This window comes from Pseudomonas sp. VMV1, from assembly GCF_056790235.1.
Genome location: NZ_JBXGSE010000005.1, coordinates 191697 through 212547, shown reverse-complemented (window position 1 = coordinate 212547; position 20851 = coordinate 191697). Strand labels below are relative to the sequence as shown.

At 63.4% G+C, this 20851-nt stretch carries 21 protein-coding genes; 10 read left to right on the top strand and 11 right to left on the bottom strand.

Annotated elements, in window-relative coordinates:
• Positions 1-19: 19 nt before the first annotated feature.
• The 6 genes from efeB to ACUCV0_RS17170 form a co-directional block, all read right to left on the bottom strand.
• Positions 20-1312 (bottom strand): iron uptake transporter deferrochelatase/peroxidase subunit, encoded by a 1293-nt coding sequence (efeB, locus tag ACUCV0_RS17195; RefSeq protein ID WP_482213238.1) that lies wholly within the window; start codon positions 1310-1312, stop codon positions 20-22.
• Positions 1309-2508 (bottom strand): iron uptake system protein EfeO, encoded by a 1200-nt coding sequence (gene efeO, locus ACUCV0_RS17190; RefSeq protein ID WP_482213237.1) that lies wholly within the window; start codon positions 2506-2508, stop codon positions 1309-1311. The genes efeB and efeO overlap by 4 nt, the downstream gene beginning before the upstream one ends.
• Positions 2505-3362 (bottom strand): iron uptake transporter permease EfeU, encoded by an 858-nt coding sequence (gene efeU / locus ACUCV0_RS17185; protein WP_059314928.1) that lies wholly within the window; start codon positions 3360-3362, stop codon positions 2505-2507. Before efeU ends, efeO begins: the two co-directional genes overlap by 4 nt.
• A 150-nt stretch (positions 3363-3512) precedes the next feature.
• Complete coding sequence (locus ACUCV0_RS17180; RefSeq protein WP_454252995.1) at positions 3513-4535, bottom strand: YncE family protein; 1023 nt, start codon at positions 4533-4535, stop codon at positions 3513-3515.
• 51 nt (positions 4536-4586) lie between these two features.
• Positions 4587-4991, bottom strand: coding sequence for a hypothetical protein (locus ACUCV0_RS17175; protein WP_059314926.1), 405 nt, complete (start codon positions 4989-4991; stop codon positions 4587-4589).
• A 100-nt stretch (positions 4992-5091) separates the two neighbouring features.
• Positions 5092-6120: an RNA methyltransferase gene (locus tag ACUCV0_RS17170; RefSeq protein ID WP_059314925.1), complete on the bottom strand. Its 1029-nt coding sequence runs from the start codon at positions 6118-6120 to the stop codon at positions 5092-5094.
• An 85-nt stretch (positions 6121-6205) separates the two neighbouring features.
• Here ACUCV0_RS17170 and ACUCV0_RS17165 point away from each other — a divergent pair, with 85 nt between their 5' ends.
• On the top strand, positions 6206-6508 hold the full coding sequence (locus ACUCV0_RS17165) for a DUF1883 domain-containing protein (RefSeq protein WP_007158402.1): 303 nt from the start codon (positions 6206-6208) through the stop codon (positions 6506-6508).
• A gap of 35 nt (positions 6509-6543) precedes the next feature.
• Here the strand turns inward: ACUCV0_RS17165 and ACUCV0_RS17160 are convergent, their stop codons facing one another.
• Entirely contained in the window at positions 6544-7671 is a 1128-nt protein-coding gene (locus ACUCV0_RS17160) for a PQQ-dependent sugar dehydrogenase (RefSeq protein ID WP_482213236.1), read from the bottom strand.
• 93 nt (positions 7672-7764) lie between these two features.
• The gene (metH, locus tag ACUCV0_RS17155) at positions 7765-11481 is read right to left on the bottom strand and encodes a methionine synthase (protein WP_482213235.1); all 3717 of its coding nucleotides are present in this window, start codon (positions 11479-11481) and stop codon (positions 7765-7767) included.
• Positions 11482-11707: 226 nt separating this feature from the next.
• On the opposite strand from metH, the gene ACUCV0_RS17150 reads away from it, so the two are divergent.
• The 3 genes from ACUCV0_RS17150 (at position 11708) to nfuA (ending at position 14343) form a co-directional block, all read left to right on the top strand.
• Complete coding sequence (locus ACUCV0_RS17150; RefSeq protein ID WP_482213234.1) at positions 11708-12709, top strand: response regulator; 1002 nt, start codon at positions 11708-11710, stop codon at positions 12707-12709.
• Positions 12710-12711: 2 nt separating this feature from the next.
• A complete protein-coding gene (locus ACUCV0_RS17145; RefSeq protein WP_434774218.1) occupies positions 12712-13677 on the top strand; it encodes a sensor domain-containing diguanylate cyclase in 966 nt (321 codons plus the stop codon).
• A gap of 81 nt (positions 13678-13758) precedes the next feature.
• A complete protein-coding gene (gene nfuA, locus ACUCV0_RS17140; RefSeq protein ID WP_482213233.1) occupies positions 13759-14343 on the top strand; it encodes a Fe-S biogenesis protein NfuA in 585 nt (194 codons plus the stop codon).
• A 61-nt stretch (positions 14344-14404) separates the two neighbouring features.
• Here the strand turns inward: nfuA and ACUCV0_RS17135 are convergent, their stop codons facing one another.
• A complete protein-coding gene (locus tag ACUCV0_RS17135; protein ID WP_482213232.1) occupies positions 14405-14815 on the bottom strand; it encodes a PA2817 family protein in 411 nt (136 codons plus the stop codon).
• 142 nt (positions 14816-14957) lie between these two features.
• Between ACUCV0_RS17135 and ACUCV0_RS17130 the strand changes: the two genes are divergently transcribed.
• Genes ACUCV0_RS17130 through queF form a run of 3 tightly spaced genes read left to right on the top strand, consistent with a single transcriptional unit; the run spans position 14958 to position 17507 of the window.
• Positions 14958-15890 (top strand): ABC transporter ATP-binding protein, encoded by a 933-nt coding sequence (locus tag ACUCV0_RS17130; RefSeq protein ID WP_059314918.1) that lies wholly within the window; start codon positions 14958-14960, stop codon positions 15888-15890.
• Positions 15887-16666 (top strand): ABC transporter permease, encoded by a 780-nt coding sequence (locus ACUCV0_RS17125; protein ID WP_017640581.1) that lies wholly within the window; start codon positions 15887-15889, stop codon positions 16664-16666. The genes ACUCV0_RS17130 and ACUCV0_RS17125 overlap by 4 nt, the downstream gene beginning before the upstream one ends.
• A gap of 13 nt (positions 16667-16679) precedes the next feature.
• Positions 16680-17507, top strand: coding sequence for an NADPH-dependent 7-cyano-7-deazaguanine reductase QueF (gene queF, locus ACUCV0_RS17120; RefSeq protein WP_482213231.1), 828 nt, complete (start codon positions 16680-16682; stop codon positions 17505-17507).
• Here the strand turns inward: queF and ACUCV0_RS17115 are convergent, their stop codons facing one another.
• On the bottom strand, positions 17508-17777 hold the full coding sequence (locus tag ACUCV0_RS17115; RefSeq protein WP_007158392.1) for a DUF4404 family protein: 270 nt from the start codon (positions 17775-17777) through the stop codon (positions 17508-17510). It abuts the gene before it with no gap.
• A 219-nt stretch (positions 17778-17996) separates the two neighbouring features.
• On the opposite strand from ACUCV0_RS17115, the gene ACUCV0_RS17110 reads away from it, so the two are divergent.
• A complete protein-coding gene (locus ACUCV0_RS17110; RefSeq protein ID WP_482213230.1) occupies positions 17997-18623 on the top strand; it encodes an MlaA family lipoprotein in 627 nt (208 codons plus the stop codon).
• Positions 18624-18678: 55 nt separating this feature from the next.
• Here the strand turns inward: ACUCV0_RS17110 and ACUCV0_RS17105 are convergent, their stop codons facing one another.
• Entirely contained in the window at positions 18679-18978 is a 300-nt protein-coding gene (locus tag ACUCV0_RS17105) for a PilZ domain-containing protein (protein WP_059314915.1), read from the bottom strand.
• A 204-nt stretch (positions 18979-19182) separates the two neighbouring features.
• Here ACUCV0_RS17105 and rssB point away from each other — a divergent pair, with 204 nt between their 5' ends.
• On the top strand, positions 19183-20367 hold the full coding sequence (gene rssB / locus ACUCV0_RS17100) for a two-component system response regulator RssB (RefSeq protein ID WP_059314914.1): 1185 nt from the start codon (positions 19183-19185) through the stop codon (positions 20365-20367).
• Positions 20364-20846, top strand: a complete 483-nt coding sequence (gene rssC, locus ACUCV0_RS17095; RefSeq protein WP_059314913.1) for an anti-sigma factor antagonist RssC — start codon at positions 20364-20366, stop codon at positions 20844-20846. Before rssB ends, rssC begins: the two co-directional genes overlap by 4 nt.
• Positions 20847-20851 lie beyond the last annotated feature (5 nt).

Genomic DNA, 20851 nt, shown 5'->3' with positions numbered 1-20851 from the left:
GACTTCTCCTGTCGAGGGTTTAAAGCGGTGCGGCTGCCAGCAGGCTGCGGCCGAGATAGTCCTTTGGATCGGTGATGCCTGGCAGCACGAAGAAGTAACCGCCGCCGATGGGCTTGATGTATTCCTCCAGGGGCTCGCCATCCAGGCGTTTCTGCACGGCGATGAAGCCCTGTTCCAGGTCCGCCTGGTAGGCGATGAACAGCAGGCCCATGTCGAGCTGGCCGTTCTTGCGCACACCATTGGAGTAGTTGAAGGGGCGGCGCAGGATCAGGTTGCGCTGGCTCTCCGGGGTGCGGGGATTAGCCAGGCGGATGTGGGCGTCCAGCGGGGTGACCTTGCCCTTGGGGTCGCTCGCGTAGTCCGGCACGTCGGTCTCGTGACCGCCGGCCATGGGGGCGCCACTGGCCTTGCGCCGGCCGAAGATGGCTTCCTGCTCCTGCAGCGGCGTGCGATCCCAGCGCTCGACAAAATTGCGGATGATGCGTACCGCCTGGTAGCTGCCCTGGGCAGCCCAGGCAGGCTCACCGCTGTCGGGCTGGACCCAGACGAGGCGATCCATCGCCTGTCGGTCGGTGGAGTCTGGATTGGCGGAACCGTCGCGAAAGCCCAGGAAGTTGCGCGCGCTTTCCGCCGGTTGTCCGGGCGGCGGATCCTGCACCGGCACGCTGCCTTCCTGCTTCCAGCGGATCACCAGGAGGTCGGGCAGGTTCTTCAGGATGTCGCGCAGGGCGTGGATGTTGGTGTCCGGGGTGTTGGCGCAGAACTGCAGGCAGAGATCGCCATGGCAGCAGTCCGCTTCCAGGGCGTCGTTGGGAAAGCCGGTCATGCGCTGCAGCTGCCGCGGCTTGACCTCGCTCAGGCCGAAACGATCATCGAACAGCGACTCGCCCACCGAGACGGTAACGGTGAGATTGTCCGGCGTCACCACCGGGCCGAGGATGCCCGAATCCAACGGCGGCAGCTTGGGATCCACCTCGGGGACAGGGCCGCCCTGCATCAGGAAGCGAATGCGCTCGTCGAGGGTACGCAGCAGCCGTTCCAGGTCTTCACGGTCATTGGCCAGCACATCGAAGGCCACGATCATTCCGGCGGCCGGGCGCGGGGTGACGATGCCGCTCTGATGCCGGCCGAAGAAGTCCTGGTGTTGATGGGTATTGGCGCTGCCAGGGGCGCGGGTCACCTCGGCGGTGCTGGCCGCCCGGGCATGCATCGGGCAGAGGCCGGCGCCGGCCAGGGCCAGGCCGGTGGCGCCGAGGCCACCCAGCAGGCGGCGACGGTCGATGTTGGGCTGATCGGGGGCGGACTTCTTCATGGCGTGGTCTTGGTCGCGGCAAGGCCCAGGGCCGGGGCGACCTGGTCGAGGGAGTCGGCCAGGGCCTGGGCCGCCGTAGCGATGCGGTGGCGGTCGTCGGTGGACAGGGCGGTGTAGGGGCGCTGGACATCGCCCAGGGCGTCGGCGAAAGCCTGGGCCTGGGTGTCGAGGCGCTGTTGCAGATCCGCATGACCCTTGCTCAGCAGCGGACGCAACAGGTCGATCACCTTGCGCGTACCTTCCAGGTTGGCGGCGAAGCCTGGCAGGACGAGTTGGCTGTAGCGCTCTTCCTCACCCGAAATCCGGGTGCTGGCCAGGTTGTGCAGCAGGCGAGCGGCATTGCCGCTGAGCTGCTCGGGTGGCAGCGACTGGCCGAGGAGCGCATCGCGCAGTGCGGCGGCGTCCTGGTGCAAACGGTCGGCGACCGGCTCTAAGTCCTGGGTGCTGTTGCCAGCGAACAGGCCTTGTTCGAGGCGATGGAAGCCGCCGAAGGCCGGATCCTGTTCACGTTTTTCGTAGTAGTCGGCGCGGGCATTGAGGCGATTGTCCAGCTCGGCGAAGCGCTGCGCGGTCGCCGCCAGGCGCTGATAGGGCAGGCGGGCAGCGGCATAGGCGGCGCGCGCCTGGTTCAGGTCACCCGCGGCCACCGCCTGCTGCAGGGTGGCGATGCCCTGCAGCAACAGCCGGCTCTGCTGATTCAGGTAGACGCGGTATTCCGACAAGGGACCAACGAATTGGGTCAGGGTCGGGCCCGCCTTGCTGGCGGCTTCCGATGCGGCCGTGGGAAGCACCTTCAGCGTCCCGCGCGGATTGCTCAGGAGGCCGCAGGTGATGGCGTAGTCCCCGGGCGCCAGGGTGGCATTGATGACCTGGCTGAGGCCGGGAGCGATGTTCTCGCGCTCCTCGACCACGAGGACGCCATCGAGGATCTCCCACTCCACCGCTCGATCCGAACGGTTGACGATGCGGAAGCGTGCTGGTCCGGCGGGTACTTCGAGTGCATTGGGTTCGCAGCGGTTGGCCAGGATCTCGACCCTGACTTCGCCATCGCCCACCTCGGCATGGCGCTGGCCAGCCGAGCGCGAGGCATAGTAGAAGGCAGCGGCCGCCACGATCAGCAGGGTCGCGGAGCCAATCACGGCCAGGCGCATCGCCAGTGAGCTGCTCTTCGGCGGATGAGGGGTGGGGTTACTCACGACGGGCGCTCCAGCGAGGCGTTGGAAGTAGCGGTGATCGGGCGCTGGGGCGGCGCCGGGGTGCGGAAGAACAGCGGCAGGGTCACGGCCAGGAACAGCAGATAGGCGCCGAGGGTGCTGACGGTGGGAGTGTCCTGGTAGCCGAACATGCCGGACAGCACGGTGCCGATCGGGCCGTCCGCGGGCAGCAGGTGGCTCCAGTCGAAGACCACCTGCTGCAGCGCATTCCACAGCCCGGCCTCATGCAGGGCCTTGATCGAATTGGTGAACAGGCCGGCGGCGACGAAGAGAATGAACAGGCCGGTGAAGCGAAAGAACTTGCCCAGGTTCAGCCTTACACCGCCGGTATAGAGGCCATAGCCCACCGCGATGGCGATGATCAGCCCCAGCAGGGCGCCCAGGGGCGCACCGGGGCCAGCGCTCTGCTGAAAGATGGCGAGCAGGAAGAACACGGTTTCCAGGCCCTCGCGCGCGACGGCCAGGAACACCATGCCGATCAGGGCATAGACCTGGTTGCGTGAGGCGGACAGGGCATTTTCCAGGGAGTCGTGCAGCTCGGTCTTGATCGAGCGCGCCGCCTTGCGCATCCAGAACACCATGGAGGTGAGGATGGCGGTGGCGGCCAGGCCGACGATCGCCTCGAACAGCTCCTGCTGGCGTTGCGGAAATTCGGCACTGGCCAGCTGCAGGCCGGCGCCGACGAACAGCGACAGGGCAGCAGCCAGCATCACGCCGATCCAGACCGCGGGCATCCAGTGTCCGCGACCGGTACGTTGCAGGTAGCTGGCGATGATGCCAACGATAAGCGCCGCTTCGATGCCTTCGCGGAGCATGATCAAAAAGGGAACGAGCATGAAAGCTATCACCGACATAAGCGAAGGGGCGCGAAGGCGCCCGGAGGTCGGTGATTTGTATCACAATGATTCGGATTGTTAAATGAGGATGATTCTCGTGCCGCTAGAATCCGCTTAGTTGCTTGCAGCGGATCACGGTGCTGGCAGGATTCAGGCTTGGAAGACCACCGCGGTATCCGGCGCCTTGCCGGTGGCGAAGCGGCGAATCTCGCGCCAGTTGCGCAGGTCGACCACTGCCAGCTGGTTGTCTTCCAGCGCGGCGAACAGACGTTCACCCCGGGCGTCGAGATTGAGCCCCGGCACGGCGCTACCCATGGGCAGATAGGCGACTTCGGCGAGGGTATCGGGCCGGAGCAGCGAAAGACTCTTGTCCGCCAGATTGGAGACCAGCAGGCGACCATCTGGCAGCGCAGCCACGCGCACGGCTTCGCCACGCAGCTTGATCTGGTGGATGGGGGTCAAGTCGCGGGCGTCCAGCGCATGGAGGATGCCGGCGAACCGATCCAGCACATAGAAGATGCGCTCGTCGGGACTCAGGCAGCAGCCTTCCGGCGCCTGGCCGAGATATTTCTTCACCGGTAGCACGGCCGGATTATGCGCATCCACCAGGATCACCAGGCCGCTGAGGGTATCGGCGACATAGGCGCGACGCCCATCGCGGGTCAGCACGAAGTAGTGGCTGCGGGTACCGCCCACCGGGACGATCTGACTGGGTGATTCGGCGGTGGCGGGCTGGTCGAAGCGAATGAGCAGCGAATCGGTCTCGCTGAGCACATAGAGGCGACCCTGGTCATCCAGGCGCATGCCGTGCAGGCGGTGATAGGGCGACAGGTCGATGGACCGTACCAGTCGGCGCTCGGCCAGATCGATCACGCTGACCTGATGCCCCCCTTCGCCGGGTGCCTGCCAGCTCTTGACGCCATATTGGCCGACATAGGCATAGCGGCCTTGGCGATCGGCGACGATCTCATGGGGCTGCTCGGGTAGCTCAAGGCTGCCGATGCGCTTGCCATCGGCCAGACGATAGAAGCCAAGGCCGGGGGCTTCCTTCTCGACCAGGGCGAGGTATTCATCGCTCGCCGCGAATGCGTGGAGCGGATAGCCGCCCAGCAGGGGCAGGGCGGCGCTGGCAGCCAGCAGGCCGAGGGTCTGACGGCGATTCAGATGGGGCATAGGAAGTCTCCCGATGGGCAAGCCTCCCTGCCAGGGTCAAGCGAATCCGTGCTACTCGAATAGACCCTTGAACCAGGTCCAAACTCCGAAGGAGTAGTCGGGAAAGATGTCGATGCCCAGCGCGGACTTCAGCAGATAGAGCAGCACCAGACCCACGAGACCGCAGGCCAGCAGGATCGCCGCCAGCACCGTGGCCTTGCCGAGCAGGGACAATTCCTGCTCCAGGCGCGAGAGCTGACGGTAGTTGCGACCGGCGAGGAAGACGAAGTAGTAACGCCGGTGCCAGAACTTGACGGTGCCGCGCAGATCGACGCTGTGCTTGCCCCAGCTGCGGGTGCCGAAGGCCAGCTTGAGGGCTTCCAGCTGCTCCTCGGTAAAGGATTCGCGCAGCTCTTCGGGCAGGCGTTCCTTCAGACCGGCGATGAAGGGGTCGTGGCGTTTGATGCGATCCTGCATGGAAAAACTTCCCTCTGAATGGTGCGAGTGCACTCTGAGGGGCCGCCCGGCCTGGCGTTCCGCCACACCTGATGGGCGGGGCCAGTCGCAGGACGATCGGTCAGGCGCTGACGCGTCTTGGCCGCAGCACCTCGGCCCGGGCCCGTAACTGGCCGCAACCGCCATCGACATCCTGGCCGGCGGAATTGCGCACCTTGGTGAGGAGGCCGCGGCTGTGCAGGTAGCGCACGATCTGCACGATGCGCTCGCCAGCGGGGCGCTGGTAGTCATCCACCTCCAGGCTGTTGTAGGGGATCAGATTGAGCACGCCGTATTTGCCCTTCATCAGGCGCAGCAGTTCGTCCATCTCTTCCTGACTGTCGTTGATGCCGGCGAGGAGCGTCCACTGGTACTGGATCGGATAGCCGATCAGTCGGGCATAGGCTTCACCCTGTTCGATCAGCTCGCCCGGTTCGTAGCGCGGCGCCTTGGGCAGCAGGTGGGCCCGGCGCTCGGCATTGGTACTGTGCAGCGACAGCGCCAGTGCCGGCCTGACCGCCTGCTGGGGCAGTCGCTCGAATACCCGTGGATCGCCGACAGTGGAAAACACCAGGTTGCGATGGCCGATACCGCCGGCGGTGCCCAGCAGGTCGATGGCTTCCAGCACGTTGTCCAGGTTGTGCGCAGGCTCGCCCATGCCCATGAAGACGACCTTCTTGACCGCCCTGATCCGTCGCGCCAGGGCGACCTGGGCGACGATCTCGGCACTGCCCACCTGGCGCAGCAGGCCGCTCTTGCCGGTCATGCAGAAGACGCAGCCCACTGCGCAGCCAACCTGGGACGACACACAGAGCCCGTCACGGGGCAACAGCACACTTTCCACCGCCTGACCGTCGCCCAGGGTCACCAGCATCCGTGCCGAACCGTCAGCGCCGGGATGTTCCGACGTGACCCGCGCCAGTCCTTCCAGGCGCTCGGTCAGCGCCGGGATGGCATGGCGCACCTCCAGCGGCAGGAAGTTTTCCGCCTGCTGGCGGCGAGTGCCGGTATCCAGTGGCAGGCCCTGGCACCAGGCGCGCAGGATTCTGGCGCTGTGTTTGGGCTTGGCGCCGGCATCGGCGAGCAACTGGACGACATCGGAAATACGCATGGGAAAAGGGCAGGTCGAGGGCGGGCGGGGATAATAGGACAGGGCAGGGATGCTATCCTAGTCCTTTGCAAGACGAGGACCCGTCATGAAGTTCATCCACCAGCGCGAGCATCTCAACGAGGGCGACCTGGTCGTCATCCAGAGTTCGGGGGTGTGCAACATCCGCCTGATGAACGATGCGAATTTCCGCAGCTTCAAGAACGGCGGCCGCCACACCTATCATGGCGGCGCCTTCGATACCTTTCCGGCGCGCATCACCGTACCCAGCACCGGCTTCTGGAACATCACCCTGGATACCGTCACCAAGCGGCCTATCAGCGTGACCCGCAAGCCCGACATCAAGCACTCGATCAAGATCGTCCGCCGCTCGCCCTCCGAGCTGCGCTGAGGCAGCGGTCACCCTAACCTGGGTGACCCTGACCGTCACTTCGGCTGCAGCTCCAGCAGCCGGGCATTGGCGCCGTCTTCCAGTACCCAGAGACTGCCGTTGGGCCCTTCCTCGACGTCACGGATGCGCGTGCCCATGGCATAGCGCTCTACTTCCCGCGCCTCCTCACCCTTGAGCTCGACCCGCACCAGCGCCTTGGACGACAACCCGCCGATGAAGGCATTGCCCTGCCAGGCCGGGAAGCGTTCGCCGCCATAGATCATCAACCCGGCAGGGGAGATCACCGGTGTCCAGGTCACCTTTGGCGGGATGAATTCCGGGCGGGTGGAATGATCCGGAATCGGCTTGCCGCCATAGTGGTCGCCGTTGGAGACCTCAGGGTAGCCGTAGTTGCCGCCGCGCTGGATCAGGTTGAGTTCGTCGCCACCCTGGGGGCCCATCTCCTGTTCCCACAGCCGACCCTGGGCATCGAAGGCGATACCCAGCGGATTGCGATGACCCAGCGACCAGACCTGGGCCGCCACGCCGCCTTGCTTGGCGAAGGGGTTGTCCGCGGGGACACTGCCATCGTCATTGAGGCGGATGAGCTTGCCCAGGTTGCCGGTCATGTCCTGGGCCGGCGTGAATTTCTGCCGTTCACCCGAAGTGATCCACAGCTTGCCGTCCGGGCCGAATCTCATGCGATGGCCGTAGTGACCGTTACCACTGACCTTGGGCGTCTGCCGCCAGATCACCTCGAGATCGCCGAGCGACCCGCTGCCGTCTTCTTTCAAGGTCAGCTTGGCACGGGCTACGGCAGCACCCTGGGTACCGTCTTTACCGGCTTCGGCATAACTCAGGTAGATCAGCCCGTTGCTGGCGTATTGCGGATGCAGGATGACATCGCCCAGTCCGCCCTGGCCGGCGGCGACCACCTTGGGCACGCCGCTGATGTCCTGGGCCTTGCCGGTCTGCACATTCAGGTGCTTGAGCACACCGCCTTTCTCGGTGACCAGGGCCGTACCATCCGGCAGGAAGGCAATGGCCCAGGGCGCGTCCAGGGTGGCCCTGGGCGTGGCGGTGAAGGGCCACTGCTCCTTCGTCAAAGCCTGGGGCGCGGCCGTGGCTTGCAGGGTGGCGAGACCGAGCAGGAGACTGCCGGCAGCTAGGGTGAGACCTTTCATGGGCACGCTGTCCTCGTCGGTGGAAGTCCCTACACCCTAGTAGGGACGCCAGCGAAAAGGGCCGCGTTTTTGTTACCTGAGGCGTCTGCCAGACTAGTTGTCGTAGCCCAGGTTCGGCGCCAACCACCGCTCCGTTACCGCCAGCTCCTGGCCCTTGCGCTCGGTGTAGCTGCCGACCTGATCCTTGTCGATCTTGCCCACGGCGAAGTACTGGGCTTCGGGATGGGCGAAGTACCAGCCGCTGACCGCTGCTGCCGGGAACATGGCGTAGTGCTCGGTGAGGAAGACGCCGCTACGACCGGCCTCGTTGAAGCTCGCCTCGGGATCCAGCAGCTTGAAGAGGGTGGCCTTCTCGGTGTGATCGGGGCAGGCCGGGTAGCCAGGGGCAGGGCGGATGCCCTTGTACTGCTCGCGGATCAAGGCCTCGTTGTCCAGGGTCTCGTCCGCGGCATAGCCCCAGTGTTCCTTGCGCACCTGCTCGTGCAGCCACTCGGCGCAGGCCTCGGCGAGGCGGTCGGCCAGGGCTTTCACCATGATCGAGTTGTAGTCGTCGCCCTTCCGCTCGTAATCCTTGGCCAGCTCTTCGGCGCCGATGCCCGCGGTGACGATGAAGCCACCCATGTAGTCGGTGACGCCGCTCTCCCTGGGCGCGACGAAGTCGGCCAGGGACAGGTTGGGCTTGCCCTGGGGCTTGATGGTCTGCTGGCGCAGGTGGTGCAGGGTGGCCAGGGGTTGGCCGTCTTCACCATAGACTTCCAGATCGTCGTCGCGCACCTGGTTGGCCGGCCAGAAGCCGAACACGGCGCGCGCCTTGATCAGCCTCTCGTCGATCAGCTTGCTGAGCATGGCCTGGGCGTCGTGGAACAGCGCGGTCGCTGCTTCGCCGACCACTTCATCGGTGAGGATGCGTGGGTACTTGCCGGCCAGGTCCCAGGAGATGAAGAAGGGGGTCCAGTCGATGTACTCGGCCAATACCGCCAGGTCGATGTCTTCCAGCACCCGGGCACCGGTAAAGGTCGGTTTGGGCGCCTTATAGCCGAGCCAGTTGAAGGCCGGCTTGTTGGCCACGGCCTTTTCGTAGGAGAGGCGTTCGGTGCGGGCGCTACGGTTGGCGGTGCGCTCGCGGACCTCGACGTAGTCGGCGCGAGTGCGCTCGACGAAGCCGGCCTTGAGTTCCTTGGACAGCAGCTGGGTAGCCACGCCCACCGCACGGGAAGCGTCGGTGACATAGACCACGGCATCGTTCTTGTACTGCGGCTCGATCTTGACCGCGGTATGGGCCTTGGAGGTGGTGGCGCCGCCGATCATCAGCGGCAGGGTGAAGCCCTGGCGCTGCATTTCCTTGGCGACGTGGACCATCTCGTCCAGCGAGGGGGTGATCAGGCCGGAGAGGCCGATGATGTCGCACTTCTCGGCGATGGCGGTCTGCAGGATCTTTTCCGCCGGGACCATGACACCCAGATCGACGATGTCGTAGCCGTTGCAGCCCAGCACCACGCCGACGATGTTCTTACCGATGTCGTGGACGTCGCCCTTGACCGTGGCCATGAGGATCTTGCCCTTGGCCTCGGGCTTGTCGCCTTTCTCCGCCTCGATGAAGGGGATCAGGTGGGCTACCGCCTGTTTCATCACCCGGGCGGACTTGACTACCTGGGGCAGGAACATCTTGCCCGAACCGAACAGGTCGCCGACCACGTTCATGCCGCTCATCAGCGGGCCTTCGATGACCTCGATAGGGCGCGCGCATTGCTGGCGGCACTCCTCGGTGTCCTCGACGATATGGGTGGTGATGCCCTTGACCAGCGCATGCTCCAGTCGCTTGCCCACCGGCAGGCCGCGCCATTCCTCGGTCTCGGCTTCCTTGACCGCGCCTCCGCCCCGGTAGTCGTCGGCGATGGCCAGCAGGGCGTCGGTGCCTGCCGGGGTGCGGTTGAGCACCACGTCCTCGACCCGCTCGCGCAGGGCGGCCGGAATCTCGTCATAGATCTCCAGCTGGCCGGCGTTGACGATGCCCATGGTCAGGCCGTTCTGGATGGCGTGGTAGAGGAAGACCGAGTGGATGGCCTCGCGCACCGGGTTGTTGCCGCGGAAGGAGAAGGAGACGTTGGACACGCCGCCGGAGGTGAGCGCGTAGGGCAGGTTGTCGCGGATATAGGCGCAGGCGTTGATGAAGTCGACGGCGTAGTTGTTGTGCTCCTCGATCCCGGTCGCCACCGCGAAGATGTTGGGGTCGAAGATGATGTCTTCCGGCGGGAAGCCTACCTGGTTGACCAGGATGTCGTAGGAGCGGGCGCAGATCTCGTTCTTGCGCGCCTCGGTGTCGGCCTGGCCGTCTTCGTCGAAGGCCATGACCACCACCGCAGCGCCATAGCGCTTGCATAGCTTGGCGTGGTGGATGAAGGCCTCGACGCCTTCCTTCATGGAGATGGAGTTGACGATACCCTTGCCCTGGATGCACTTGAGGCCAGCCTCGATCACCTCCCACTTGGAGGAGTCGATCATGATCGGCACGCGGGAGATGTCCGGCTCGGAGGCGATCAGGTTGAGGAAGGTGACCATGGCCGCCTTCGAATCCAGCATGCCCTCGTCCATGTTGATGTCGATGACCTGGGCGCCGGCCTCCACTTGTTGCTGGGCCACTTCCAAGGCCTCGGCATAGTTCTCTTCGCGGATCAGCCGGGCAAACTTGGCCGAGCCGGTGATGTTGGTGCGCTCGCCGACGTTGACGAACAGCGACTCGCGGCTGATGGTGAAGGGTTCCAGGCCCGAGAGGCGGCAGGCCTTGGGAATGTCCGGCAACTGGCGCGACGCATGCCTGCCGACCGCCTCGGCGATGGCCTGGATATGCGCCGGGGTGGTGCCGCAGCAGCCGCCGACGATGTTGAGCAGGCCGCTGGCGGCGAATTCCTCGACCACTGCGGCCATCTGCTCGGGGCTTTCGTCGTATTCACCGAAGGCGTTGGGCAGGCCGGCGTTGGGGTGGGCCGAGACGAAGGTATCGGCCTTGGTTGCCAGTTCCTCGACGTAGGGCCGCAGTTCCTTGGCGCCCAGGGCGCAATTGAGGCCGACCGAAATCGGCTGGGCGTGGCGCACCGAGTTCCAGAAGGCTTCGGTGGTCTGGCCGGACAGGGTGCGGCCGGAGGCATCGGTGATGGTGCCGGAGATCATGATCGGCAGCTCGATGCCGACCTCCTCGAACACGCCCTGGACGGCAAAGATCGCCGCCTTGGCATTCAGGGTATCGAAGATGGTCTCGATCAGGATGAGATCGGCGCCGCCTTCGATCAGGCCGCGGGTGGCCTCGGTGTAGTTCTCCACCAGTTCGTCGAAGGTGACGTTGCGATAGCCGGGGTTGTTGACGTCCGGGGAAATGGAGCAGGTACGACTGGTGGGGCCGAGCACGCCGGCGACGAAGCGCGGACGCTCCGGTGTCTCCAGGGTCTTGGCATCAGCTACCTCACGGGCGACCCGGGCACCGGCCAGGTTCAGCTCATAGGTGATCTCTTCCATACCGTAATCGGCCTGGGAGACCCGAGTGGCATTGAAGGTGTTGGTTTCCAGGATGTCCGCACCGGCATCCAGGTAGGCCTTTTCGATCTCGGCGATGATCTTCGGCTGGGTCAGCAGCAGCAGGTCATTGTTGCCCTTGACGTCGCTCGGCCAGTCGGCGAAGCGTTCGCCCCGGTAGTCCGCTTCCTCCAGCCGATAGCTCTGGATCATGGTACCCATGCCGCCGTCGAGGATGAGAATGCGCTGCGCGAGGGCTTGGCGAAGGGCGGCGAGGCGAGCGGTGCGATCGGTCATGGGCATTCCACACAGATGAAGAGGCAAAGGACAAAGGCCGGCAGCATAGCAAAAGCCAAGGGTGCTCCCGGCATTGGAAGGTCTCTAGGATGAGCAATGCTCATACAGGGTCAGCGGCTCTTTCATGGTCAGCGCCGTCGCGATCCGGCGTGGGCGCCGTGCAAACCGCTGAAGCGCTGCTTTACTGTCTGATGACCGACGTTTACTGTGCGTCAAAACTGCGTCATGGAAGGTGGCCGTGATTCCTCTGGTGATATGCGATGACTCGAACATGGCGCGCAAGCAGCTGGTTCGCTCCTTGCCGGAAGGCTGGGGAGTAGCCATCACCCAGGCCACCAATGGCGAAGAAGCCCTGGCGGCGCTGCGTCAGGGGCTGGGCCAGGTCATGCTGCTGGACCTGACCATGCCGATCCTGGATGGCTATGGCACGTTGGCGGCCATCCGCAACGAAGGCCTGGCCGTCAAGGTGATCGTGGTCTCCGGCGACGTCCAGGAGCAGGCGCTGGCGCGGGTTCGCGAACTGGGTGCCCTGGACTTCATTCGCAAGCCCGCGGATCCCGGTGAACTGGCCGCGGTGCTCCAGCGGCATGGTCTCTACACCCCCAATCCCACGGTTCCAGCGGAGCCGGTCGAGCGCCCTGAACTGCAGGTCAGTTTCCGCGATGCCTTCCGCGAGGTCGTCAACGTCTCCATGGGGCGCGCGGGTGCCCTGCTGGCCAAGGCGCTGGATGTCTTCGTCCAGCTGCCCATTCCGAACGTCAACATCCTGGAAGTCAGCGAGCTGCATATGACGCTGGTGGATGCGCAGCGCGAGGACCGACTCAGTGCGGTGTGCCAGGGCTACATCGGCGAGGGTATCGCCGGCGAGGCGCTGCTGATCTTCCACGACTCCGAGTTCGATGACATGGCGCGCCTGGTGCGCTGGCGCGAGGCGGGCGAGTCCGGCGACATCGAGATGCTGCTGGATCTGTCGAGCATCATCATCGGTGCCTGCCTGGCCGGCATCGCCGAACAGTTCGACATCCGCTTCTCCCAAGGGCACCCCACCATCCTCGGTCATCACGCGTCCATCGACGAACTCATCGTCATCAACAAGACGCGCTGGAAGAAGACCCTGGCCGTCGAGCTCAGCTACAGCCTGGAAGGCCATAACGTCCACTTCGATCTGCTGCTGCTGTTCACCGAGGACTCGGTGAAGCGCATCACGCGCAAGATCGGCTACCTGATGAATTGAACATGGCCGCACAGATCGATATAAACGAACTCCATTGGCTGCTGGACATCGTGCAGAACATCGATGTCGGCGTCGTGGTGCTGGACCTCGACTACCGCATCGAGGTCTGGAACAGCTTCATGGAAAACCATTCCGGTCGGATTCTCAGCGAGGTCAGCCAGCAATCGCTGTTCGCGGTCTTCGCCGAAATCGACGAGGCCTGGTTTCGCGCCAAGGCTGAAAGCGTGGTCCTGCTCGGCACTCGGGCTTTCTCCATCTGGGAGCAGCGGCCTTACCTGGTGCACTTCAAGAGCTACCAGCCGATCACCGGCGTGGAGGCCTTCATGTACCAGAACGTGACGCTGCTGCCATTGCGTGACTCCACCGGCGCCATCGCCCATATCTGTGTGGTGATCTACGACGTCACCGATGTCGCCATCAACAAGCGGCAACTGGAGTTCTCCAACGACAAGCTGCAGGAGCTGTCGCGCACCGACCGTCTCACCGGCCTGGCCAATCGGGGCTATTGGGAAGAACGCCTTACGGAGGAGTTCGCCCGTCACCAGCGCTATGGCGGCCGTCTGGCGCTCATGATGCTCGACATCGATCACTTCAAGCGTATCAACGACACCTATGGCCATGCCGTCGGTGACCAGGCGATCAAGGCCCTGGCCGGGGTGATCAAGACCCACGTGCGCAACGCCGACATCGCCGGGCGCTACGGTGGTGAGGAATTCGGCGTGGTGCTGCTCGATACGGCGGTGGAGGGCGCCCGGCTGCTCGCCGAACGCCTGCGCGAGGCTGTGGAGGCCATGCGTCTCGACGTGCTGGGCACGCCCGTCGCCTTCACCATCAGCATCGGCGTCACGGACCTGTCCGTGCCGTTGGGTAATCATGAACAGATGATCCAGCAGGCGGACAAGGCACTCTATGAATCCAAGCATGGCGGGCGCAATCGGGTGAGCAGCTTCGTTCAGCGGCTGGACTGAGACGATTATCCGACTGTTTCACTAGGGCTTTCGTCGAGGGGTGGGGTGGCGTAAACTTGTGGTACCTGTTGAGGAGTTACCATGAGCGCCATCACCATTACCGACGCGGCTCAGGATTACCTGGCTGATCTGTTGGAAAAGCAGAACACCCCTGGGATCGGTATCCGCATCTTCATTACCCAGCCTGGCACCCAGTACGCCGAGACCTGTATCGCCTACTGCAAGCCTGGTGAAGAGAAGCCCGATGACCAGCCCGTCGGGCTGAAGAGCTTTACCGCCTATATCGACGCCATCAGCCAGCCCTTCCTCGAAGACGCCCTGGTGGATTACGCCTCCGATCGCATGGGCGGCCAGCTGACCATCAAGGCGCCCAACGCCAAGGTGCCCATGGTCAACGAGGACAGCCCGCTCAACGAGCGTGTCGACTACTACCTGCAGACCGAGATCAATCCGGGGCTCGCCAGCCACGGCGGCATGGTCAGCCTGGTCGACATCGTCGACGACAATGTGGCCGTGCTGCGTTTCGGCGGTGGCTGCCAGGGTTGTGGCCAGGTCGACCTCACCCTCAAGGACGGCGTCGAACGCACCTTGCTGGAGCGTATCCCCGAGCTCACCGCCGTACGTGACGTTACCGACCATACCAACCGCGAAAACGCCTACTACTAAGTAGCCTGGCGCCCTTGCAGTCGTGAAGGGCTATCGAGCCGATCGATAGCCCTTCGACATTTCAGTGACGCGCTGCGTCTTCCGGCAGGGCCAGCAGGCGCTGTTCCTGCTCCCAGTCGAAGGCTTCGCCGCGGGATTCCGCCTCGTGGCGACGCTCGTCGAGCCGCTGGTAGAGCGCCAGCTCTTCATCCGGCATGAAGTGCAGGCAATCGCCGCCAAAGAACCACAGCAGGTCGCGCGGTACCCGGTGGGCGATCTGCGGATAGCGGCTGAAGATCTGGCTGAGCAGATCCTGGCCGAGATAGGCGTACTCTTCGGGCGCCTGGGGCAGTCCGGCGACCAGCTCATCGAAGCGGTCGAGGAACAGCGCGTGGTTCTCCGAGGGCACCTGCTCGGCCGCGCCGACGTCGGCCAAGACCGCACGCAGCTGGGCGAGAAGGGCGACGTGGTGGGCGAGATAGGAAGTGGCCATGGGTGTCTCCTGAAAAAGCGGCTGCGCAGTATAGGGGCACTGTCCGACGTTGTCTGGTTCGACTAGGATCGAACCTTTGCCCTTCGCCGGGGTTATAGGAAGTAGCACTTTTCTTTGCGAATCAGTTCTTGCCGGGAGGCACATGAGTCTAGCTCTCTCCATTCGTGGTCTGACCAAGACCTACAACAACGGCTTCACCGCCCTCAAGGGAATCGACCTGGATGTGGTCGAAGGTGATTTCTTCGCGCTGCTCGGTCCGAACGGGGCGGGCAAGTCGACCACCATCGGCATCCTCTCGACCCTGGTCAACAAGTCGGGTGGTGAGGTGTCCGTGTTCGGCAACGACCTGGACAAGGATCCCGCAGGCCTCAAGCGCTGCCTGGGCGTGGTGCCCCAGGAATTCAACTTCAATCAGTTCGAGAAGGCCTTCGACATTGTCGTCACCCAGGCCGGCTACTACGGCATTCCCGCGCGGATCGCCGGTGAACGCGCCGAGGAGTACCTCACCCAGCTCGGGCTGTGGGACAAGCGCGATACGCCCTCGCGCATGCTCTCCGGCGGTATGAAGCGTCGCCTGATGATCGCTCGCGCCCTGATCCACAAACCACGTCTGCTGATCCTCGACGAACCCACCGCCGGGGTCGACATCGAGCTGCGCCGCTCCATGTGGAGTTTCCTCACCGAGCTGAACAGGCAGGGGACCAGCATCATCCTCACCACTCACTACCTCGAAGAAGCCGAGCACCTCTGTCGCAACATCGCCATCATCGACCATGGCGAGCTGGTCGAGCACACCAGCATGCGCAAGCTCCTGCAGAAGCTCAACGTCGAGACGTTCATCGTCGATGTGGTCCAGCCGCTGACAGTGGCGCCGCAGCTGGAAGGCTATCCGGCCAAGCTGTTGGGCGATCACTCCTTCGAGGTGCAGATCGACAAGGCCAGCGGGGTCAATGCCCTGTTCCGTCAGCTGGACGCTGCCGGCATTCAGGTCCAGAGCCTGAGAAACAAAGCCAATCGCCTGGAGGAGCTGTTCGTCTCCCTGGTGGAAAAGAATCTAGCCAAGGTCGCCCGATGAGTACCGAATTCCAAGCCAACATGGTGGCGCTGCGGACCATCGTCCATCGCGAAGTGCGCCGCTTCACCCGCATCTGGGCACAGACGCTGCTGCCTCCGGCGATCACCATGGTCCTGTACTTCGTGATCTTCGGGAACCTGATCGGCAACCGCATTGGTGGCATGGGTGGCTTCACCTACATGCAGTACATCGTGCCGGGCCTGATCATGATGTCGGTGATCACCAACGCCTACAGCAACGTGGTCTCCAGCTTCTTCAGCAGCAAGTTCCAGCGCTCCGTGGAAGAACTGCTGGTCTCGCCGGTGTCGCCCCACGTCATCCTCATCGGCTATGCCATGGGCGGCATCCTGCGCGGCCTTGCCGTGGCGGCCATCGTCAGCCTGCTGTCGCTGTTCTTCACCAACATGCAGGTGCACCACCTGGGTATCATGCTGCTGGTGATTGTCCTTACCGCGGCGATCTTTGCCCTGGGCGGCTTCATCAACGCTGTCTACGCGCGCAACTTCGACGACATCTCCATCGTGCCGACCTTCGTGCTGACGCCCCTGACCTATCTGGGTGGGGTGTTCTACTCCATCGACCTGTTGCCGGCCTTCTGGCAGAAGGTGTCGCTGGTCAATCCGATCCTGCACATGGTCAACGCCTTCCGCTACGGCATCCTCGGGGTGTCCGATATCCGCATCGGGGTGGCGATCGCCTTCATGCTGTTCGCCGTAGTCGTGCTTTATCTGGTCAGCATCCGTCTGCTCGTGAGCGGGCGCGGCATGCGTCACTGAGTGTTTGAGCGTCATGCATAGCGTAGAACAATCGCCCCTGGGCAAAAGCACCGAGTACGTCAGCCAGTACGCGCCGACGCTGCTCTATCCGATTCCGCGCGCGCCCAAGTGGGCGGAGCTGGGCCTGGACGGGGGGAGCCTGCCGTTTCGCGGTGTGGATGTCTGGACCTGTTACGAGCTGTCCTGGCTGCTACCTTCCGGCAAGCCAGTAGTGGCCATCGGCGAATTCGCCATTCCGGCCAATTCGCCGAACATCATTGAATCCAAGTCGTTCAAGCTGTACCTCAACTCCCTGAACCAGTCGGTGTTCGCCAGCATGGCCGAACTGGAAGCCGTACTGGTCAGGGACCTGAGCGCAGCAGCCGGCGGTGCTGTGGGTGTCAGTGTGGTATCGCTGGATGCCTGGACGACCCGGGGTGTGCAGCTCCCGGACGGCCAGTGCGTCGATGATCTGGATGTCAGCGTGGATCGCTACGCCCACCCGCAGGCGGAACTGCTGAGCGTGGGTGAAGCGCGCGATAGTCAGAGGTTCTACAGCCATCTGCTCAAGTCGAATTGCCCGGTTACCGGACAGCCTGACTGGGGCACCGTAGTGGTGGAGTACGCAGAGGGACTGGCGCTGGACCCGGCCAGCTTGCTGCGCTACCTGGTCGCCTTCCGCCAGCATGCGGACTTTCACGAACAGTGCGTCGAGCGCATCTACCTGGACCTGTGGCGGCTACTTAAGCCAGCGAAGCTGACGGTGTTCGCCCGCTATGTGCGGCGCGGCGGGCTGGACATCAATCCCTACCGAAGCAGTGACGCCATCCAGCCCGCTGCCGAGCGCTACGTACGGCAGTGATCAGATGCCCATGCTGCTCAGGCTGTTCATGATCGAGCGCAGCGTCCCGGCCATGGTGGGGTGACTGACCTCGAAACGCTCCACGGCCAGATTGACGCCTTCTACCAGACTGCCATCCCGGGTATGGGTGGCATCTTCGTTGGCCAGCTGGAATTCGATGTCCCGGATCAGCAGTTCCAGTTCTTCCCGATCCTCGGGCGAGGCGGGCGGATCCTGGTCCAGCTGGTGGCGGAGGTGGTCGAGCTGTTCCTGCAGATGAGAGGTGGTCATGGGGCGTTTCTCCTGTGTTCGGATTCTTTGACCGCAACGGCGGGTCAAAGATCGAGTGACAGCGCCTGGCCCTAAGCCAAAGTGGCAAAGCTATGACTATAATCGGCGCCTTTCAGGCGTCTGAGTGTAACGAGGAGAGAAGCGATGATGATCGAGCGACGTGGTTCCAGGGTCTGGGGAGCGCTCCTTGTAACGGCTTTGACGTTTGCCGGTCAGGCGATGGCGGCTGAAACCGAGAATCCCGATCCTTGGGAAGGTTTCAACCGCAAGATCTTCGTGTTCAACGATACCCTGGACACCTATGCCCTCAAGCCGGTCGCCCAGGGCTATCAGCGCTTCACTCCCGGCTTCGTGCAGACCGGTGTAAGCAACTTCTTCAACAACCTGGGTGACGTGCGCAACCTGGCCAACGACCTGCTGCAGGGCAAGGTCGAGCACGCCGGGGTCGATACGGCGCGCCTGCTGATGAATACCACCCTGGGTGGTCTTGGCCTGGTAGACGTGGCGACCAAGGCCGGCCTGCAGCGCAACGACGAAGACTTCGGCCAGACCCTGGGCAAGTGGGGCGCCGGTAGCGGTCCTTACTTGGTCCTGCCGTTCTTTGGCCCCAGCAGCATACGTGATGGCCTGGCCCGGGTACCGGACAGCTACACCAGTGCCTATCCCTATGTCGATGATGTGGCCGTGCGTAACAGCGCCTTCGCCCTCAGCACCGTCGATACCCGTGCCGGTCTGCTGCAGGCCGAGCGCCTGATCACTGGCGACAAGTACGTGTTCATTCGCAACGCCTATCTGCAGACCCGCGAATTCAAGGTCAAGGATGGTCACGTGGTCGACGACTTCTAGTCCCGGACCATAAAAAAAGGCAGCCCGTGGGCTGCCTTTTTTATGGTCTTTGCGCCTAGCGCATGTCGAGCACGGACAGGCCAAGCAGCTGCTTGCCCGAATCGCTAGCCTGGATGCGCAGGACCTCGGCATCCGCTTCCAGTCCGGGGAGTTCGGCATGGCTGGAGGGAATCACGACAGTCACCTTGTCACCGACCTGCAGGCTGGTGGCGGCCTCGATCTGGAAACCGGTGCTGGACAAATCGACGCAGCGCGCCTCGAAGGAGGCATCGCCCACCTTCAGTACGGCCTTGGAGTCGATGTGCATGCGAATGAAATCGCGCTTTTCACTGTAAGAGCGGTCAATGGTACTCATGGCAATCCTACTGCTTGGGAGGATGGATGGCGGTGTGCTGGAGGTATAAACTCATGAACGGCACCCTGTAAAGAAATTCCATCCGGTTGGCAAGCTTGAACGCCCCGGTGGATGGGAGTAGTGTCTCCGCCGTGTCGTAATCACCGTGGCCCGTGTCGGATCGTGTCCGCCGGTTTGCCGTTCGGGTGCATGCCTGGATCCTCTATGTCTAATTCGCCTGCCACGCTCTTGATCATTGACGATGACGAGGTGGTTCGCCTCAGTCTCGCCGACTATCTCGAAGACAGTGGCTTCAATGTCCTGCAAGCCAGCAATGGTCAGCAGGGCCTAGAGATGTTCGAGCGCGAACAGCCTGACCTCATTATCTGCGACCTGCGCATGCCGCAGGTCGACGGGCTGACGCTGCTGCGCCGCATCAGTGAGCTGTCCATCGATACGCCCGTGCTGGTGCTGTCCGGCGCCGGCGTCATGAGCGACGTCGTGGAAGCCCTGCGGCTAGGCGCGGCCGATTACCTGATCAAGCCACTTGAAGACCTGATGGTGCTCGAGCACTCGGTCAATCGGGCCCTGGATCGCGCCCGCCTGCGCCTGGAAAACGATCGCTATCGGGTCAAGCTGGAAAACACCAATCGCGAGCTGCAGGCCAGCCTGAGCCTGTTGCAGGAAGACCAGAACGCCGGGCGCCACGTGCAGATGAACATGCTGCCAGTGACGCCTTGGGAGACCGAGGGGCTGAACTTCGCCCACGAAATCATCCCCTCGCTCTATCTGTCCGGCGATTTCGTCGACTACTTTCGCATCGACGAACACCGGGTCGCTTTCTACCTGGCCGACGTCTCCGGTCATGGCGCCTCGTCGGCCTTCGTGACCGTGTTGCTCAAGTTCATGACCACGCGCCTGCTCTATGAGTCCAAGCGCAACGGCACGCTGCCCGAATTCAAGCCGTCGGATGTGCTCGGTCACATCAACAGGGGTCTACTGGATTGCAAATTGGGCAAGCACGTGACCATGCTGGGTGGCGTCATCGACGAAACCACGGGTACCCTGGCGTACAGCATCGGTGGCCATCTGCCTTTGCCTGTCCTGCACACGCCGGAAGAAACCCGCTTCCTGCTGGGCAAGGGGCTGCCGGTCGGCCTGTTCCAGGAGGCCACCTACAATGACCACCAGATGGCCTTGCCCGAGCGTTTCAGCCTGACCCTCTTTTCGGATGGCATCTTCGATCTGCTGCCGGGAGACAATTTGAAAGAGAAAGAACACAGCTTGCCCGACTACGTCCGCCGTGCTGGCGGTACACTGGCAGGCCTTAGCGAAGCCCTGGATCTGGCATCCGTTACCGAGATGCCTGACGATATCGCTTTGCTGGTGTTGAGCAGGAACCTGGCATGAGCACCGGAAAAATCCAATTTGCCGAGCAGGACGGTACCTTCGTCCTGAAGTTTACCGGCGAGGTGCGTCTGACCCTCTGCTCGGCGTTGGACGCGACCATCGAGCACATCTTCTCGTCGTTGAATTTCTCGTCCATCGTCATCGACCTGACGGAGACGCAGAGCATCGACAGCACCACCCTGGGCCTGCTGGCCAAGCTGTCGATCCTGTCACGGCAGCGCATCGGGCTATTGCCCATGCTGACCACGAACAACCCGGACATCCTGCGGCTGCTGGATTCCATGGGCTTCGATCAGGTGTTCAATATCGTCGAAACCGTGGTGCCTTGCCCGGACTGCCTGACCGATCTGCCACCGCAGGATCAGTCAGAAGCCGAGGTACGCAGTCGTGTGCTTGAAGCCCACCGGGTGTTGATGGGCCTCAATGAATCCAACCGCAACGCCTTTCGCGATCTGGTCAGTGCCCTCGAAAGGCACTGACCGCG

What these genes read in the sequence shown, in the direction of transcription:
- rssC (WP_059314913.1), top strand. Translation starts at nt 20,364, where the DNA reads ATGAGCACCGGAAAAATCCAATTTGCCGAGCAGGACGGTACCTTCGTC.
- ACUCV0_RS17165 (WP_007158402.1), top strand. Translation starts at nt 6,206, where the DNA reads ATGAAGTTCATCCACCAGCGCGAGCATCTCAACGAGGGCGACCTGGTC.
- efeU (WP_059314928.1), bottom strand. Translation starts at nt 3,362, where the DNA reads ATGCTCGTTCCCTTTTTGATCATGCTCCGCGAAGGCATCGAAGCGGCG.
- ACUCV0_RS17105 (WP_059314915.1), bottom strand. Translation starts at nt 18,978, where the DNA reads ATGAGTACCATTGACCGCTCTTACAGTGAAAAGCGCGATTTCATTCGC.
- ACUCV0_RS17180 (WP_454252995.1), bottom strand. Translation starts at nt 4,535, where the DNA reads ATGCCCCATCTGAATCGCCGTCAGACCCTCGGCCTGCTGGCTGCCAGC.
- ACUCV0_RS17125 (WP_017640581.1), top strand. Translation starts at nt 15,887, where the DNA reads ATGAGTACCGAATTCCAAGCCAACATGGTGGCGCTGCGGACCATCGTC.
- ACUCV0_RS17130 (WP_059314918.1), top strand. Translation starts at nt 14,958, where the DNA reads ATGAGTCTAGCTCTCTCCATTCGTGGTCTGACCAAGACCTACAACAAC.
- ACUCV0_RS17135 (WP_482213232.1), bottom strand. Translation starts at nt 14,815, where the DNA reads ATGGCCACTTCCTATCTCGCCCACCACGTCGCCCTTCTCGCCCAGCTG.
- ACUCV0_RS17170 (WP_059314925.1), bottom strand. Translation starts at nt 6,120, where the DNA reads ATGCGTATTTCCGATGTCGTCCAGTTGCTCGCCGATGCCGGCGCCAAG.
- metH (WP_482213235.1), bottom strand. Translation starts at nt 11,481, where the DNA reads ATGCCCATGACCGATCGCACCGCTCGCCTCGCCGCCCTTCGCCAAGCC.
- rssB (WP_059314914.1), top strand. Translation starts at nt 19,183, where the DNA reads ATGTCTAATTCGCCTGCCACGCTCTTGATCATTGACGATGACGAGGTG.
- queF (WP_482213231.1), top strand. Translation starts at nt 16,680, where the DNA reads ATGCATAGCGTAGAACAATCGCCCCTGGGCAAAAGCACCGAGTACGTC.
- nfuA (WP_482213233.1), top strand. Translation starts at nt 13,759, where the DNA reads ATGAGCGCCATCACCATTACCGACGCGGCTCAGGATTACCTGGCTGAT.
- ACUCV0_RS17115 (WP_007158392.1), bottom strand. Translation starts at nt 17,777, where the DNA reads ATGACCACCTCTCATCTGCAGGAACAGCTCGACCACCTCCGCCACCAG.
- efeB (WP_482213238.1), bottom strand. Translation starts at nt 1,312, where the DNA reads ATGAAGAAGTCCGCCCCCGATCAGCCCAACATCGACCGTCGCCGCCTG.
- ACUCV0_RS17110 (WP_482213230.1), top strand. Translation starts at nt 17,997, where the DNA reads ATGGCGGCTGAAACCGAGAATCCCGATCCTTGGGAAGGTTTCAACCGC.
- ACUCV0_RS17175 (WP_059314926.1), bottom strand. Translation starts at nt 4,991, where the DNA reads ATGCAGGATCGCATCAAACGCCACGACCCCTTCATCGCCGGTCTGAAG.
- ACUCV0_RS17145 (WP_434774218.1), top strand. Translation starts at nt 12,712, where the DNA reads ATGGCCGCACAGATCGATATAAACGAACTCCATTGGCTGCTGGACATC.
- ACUCV0_RS17160 (WP_482213236.1), bottom strand. Translation starts at nt 7,671, where the DNA reads ATGAAAGGTCTCACCCTAGCTGCCGGCAGTCTCCTGCTCGGTCTCGCC.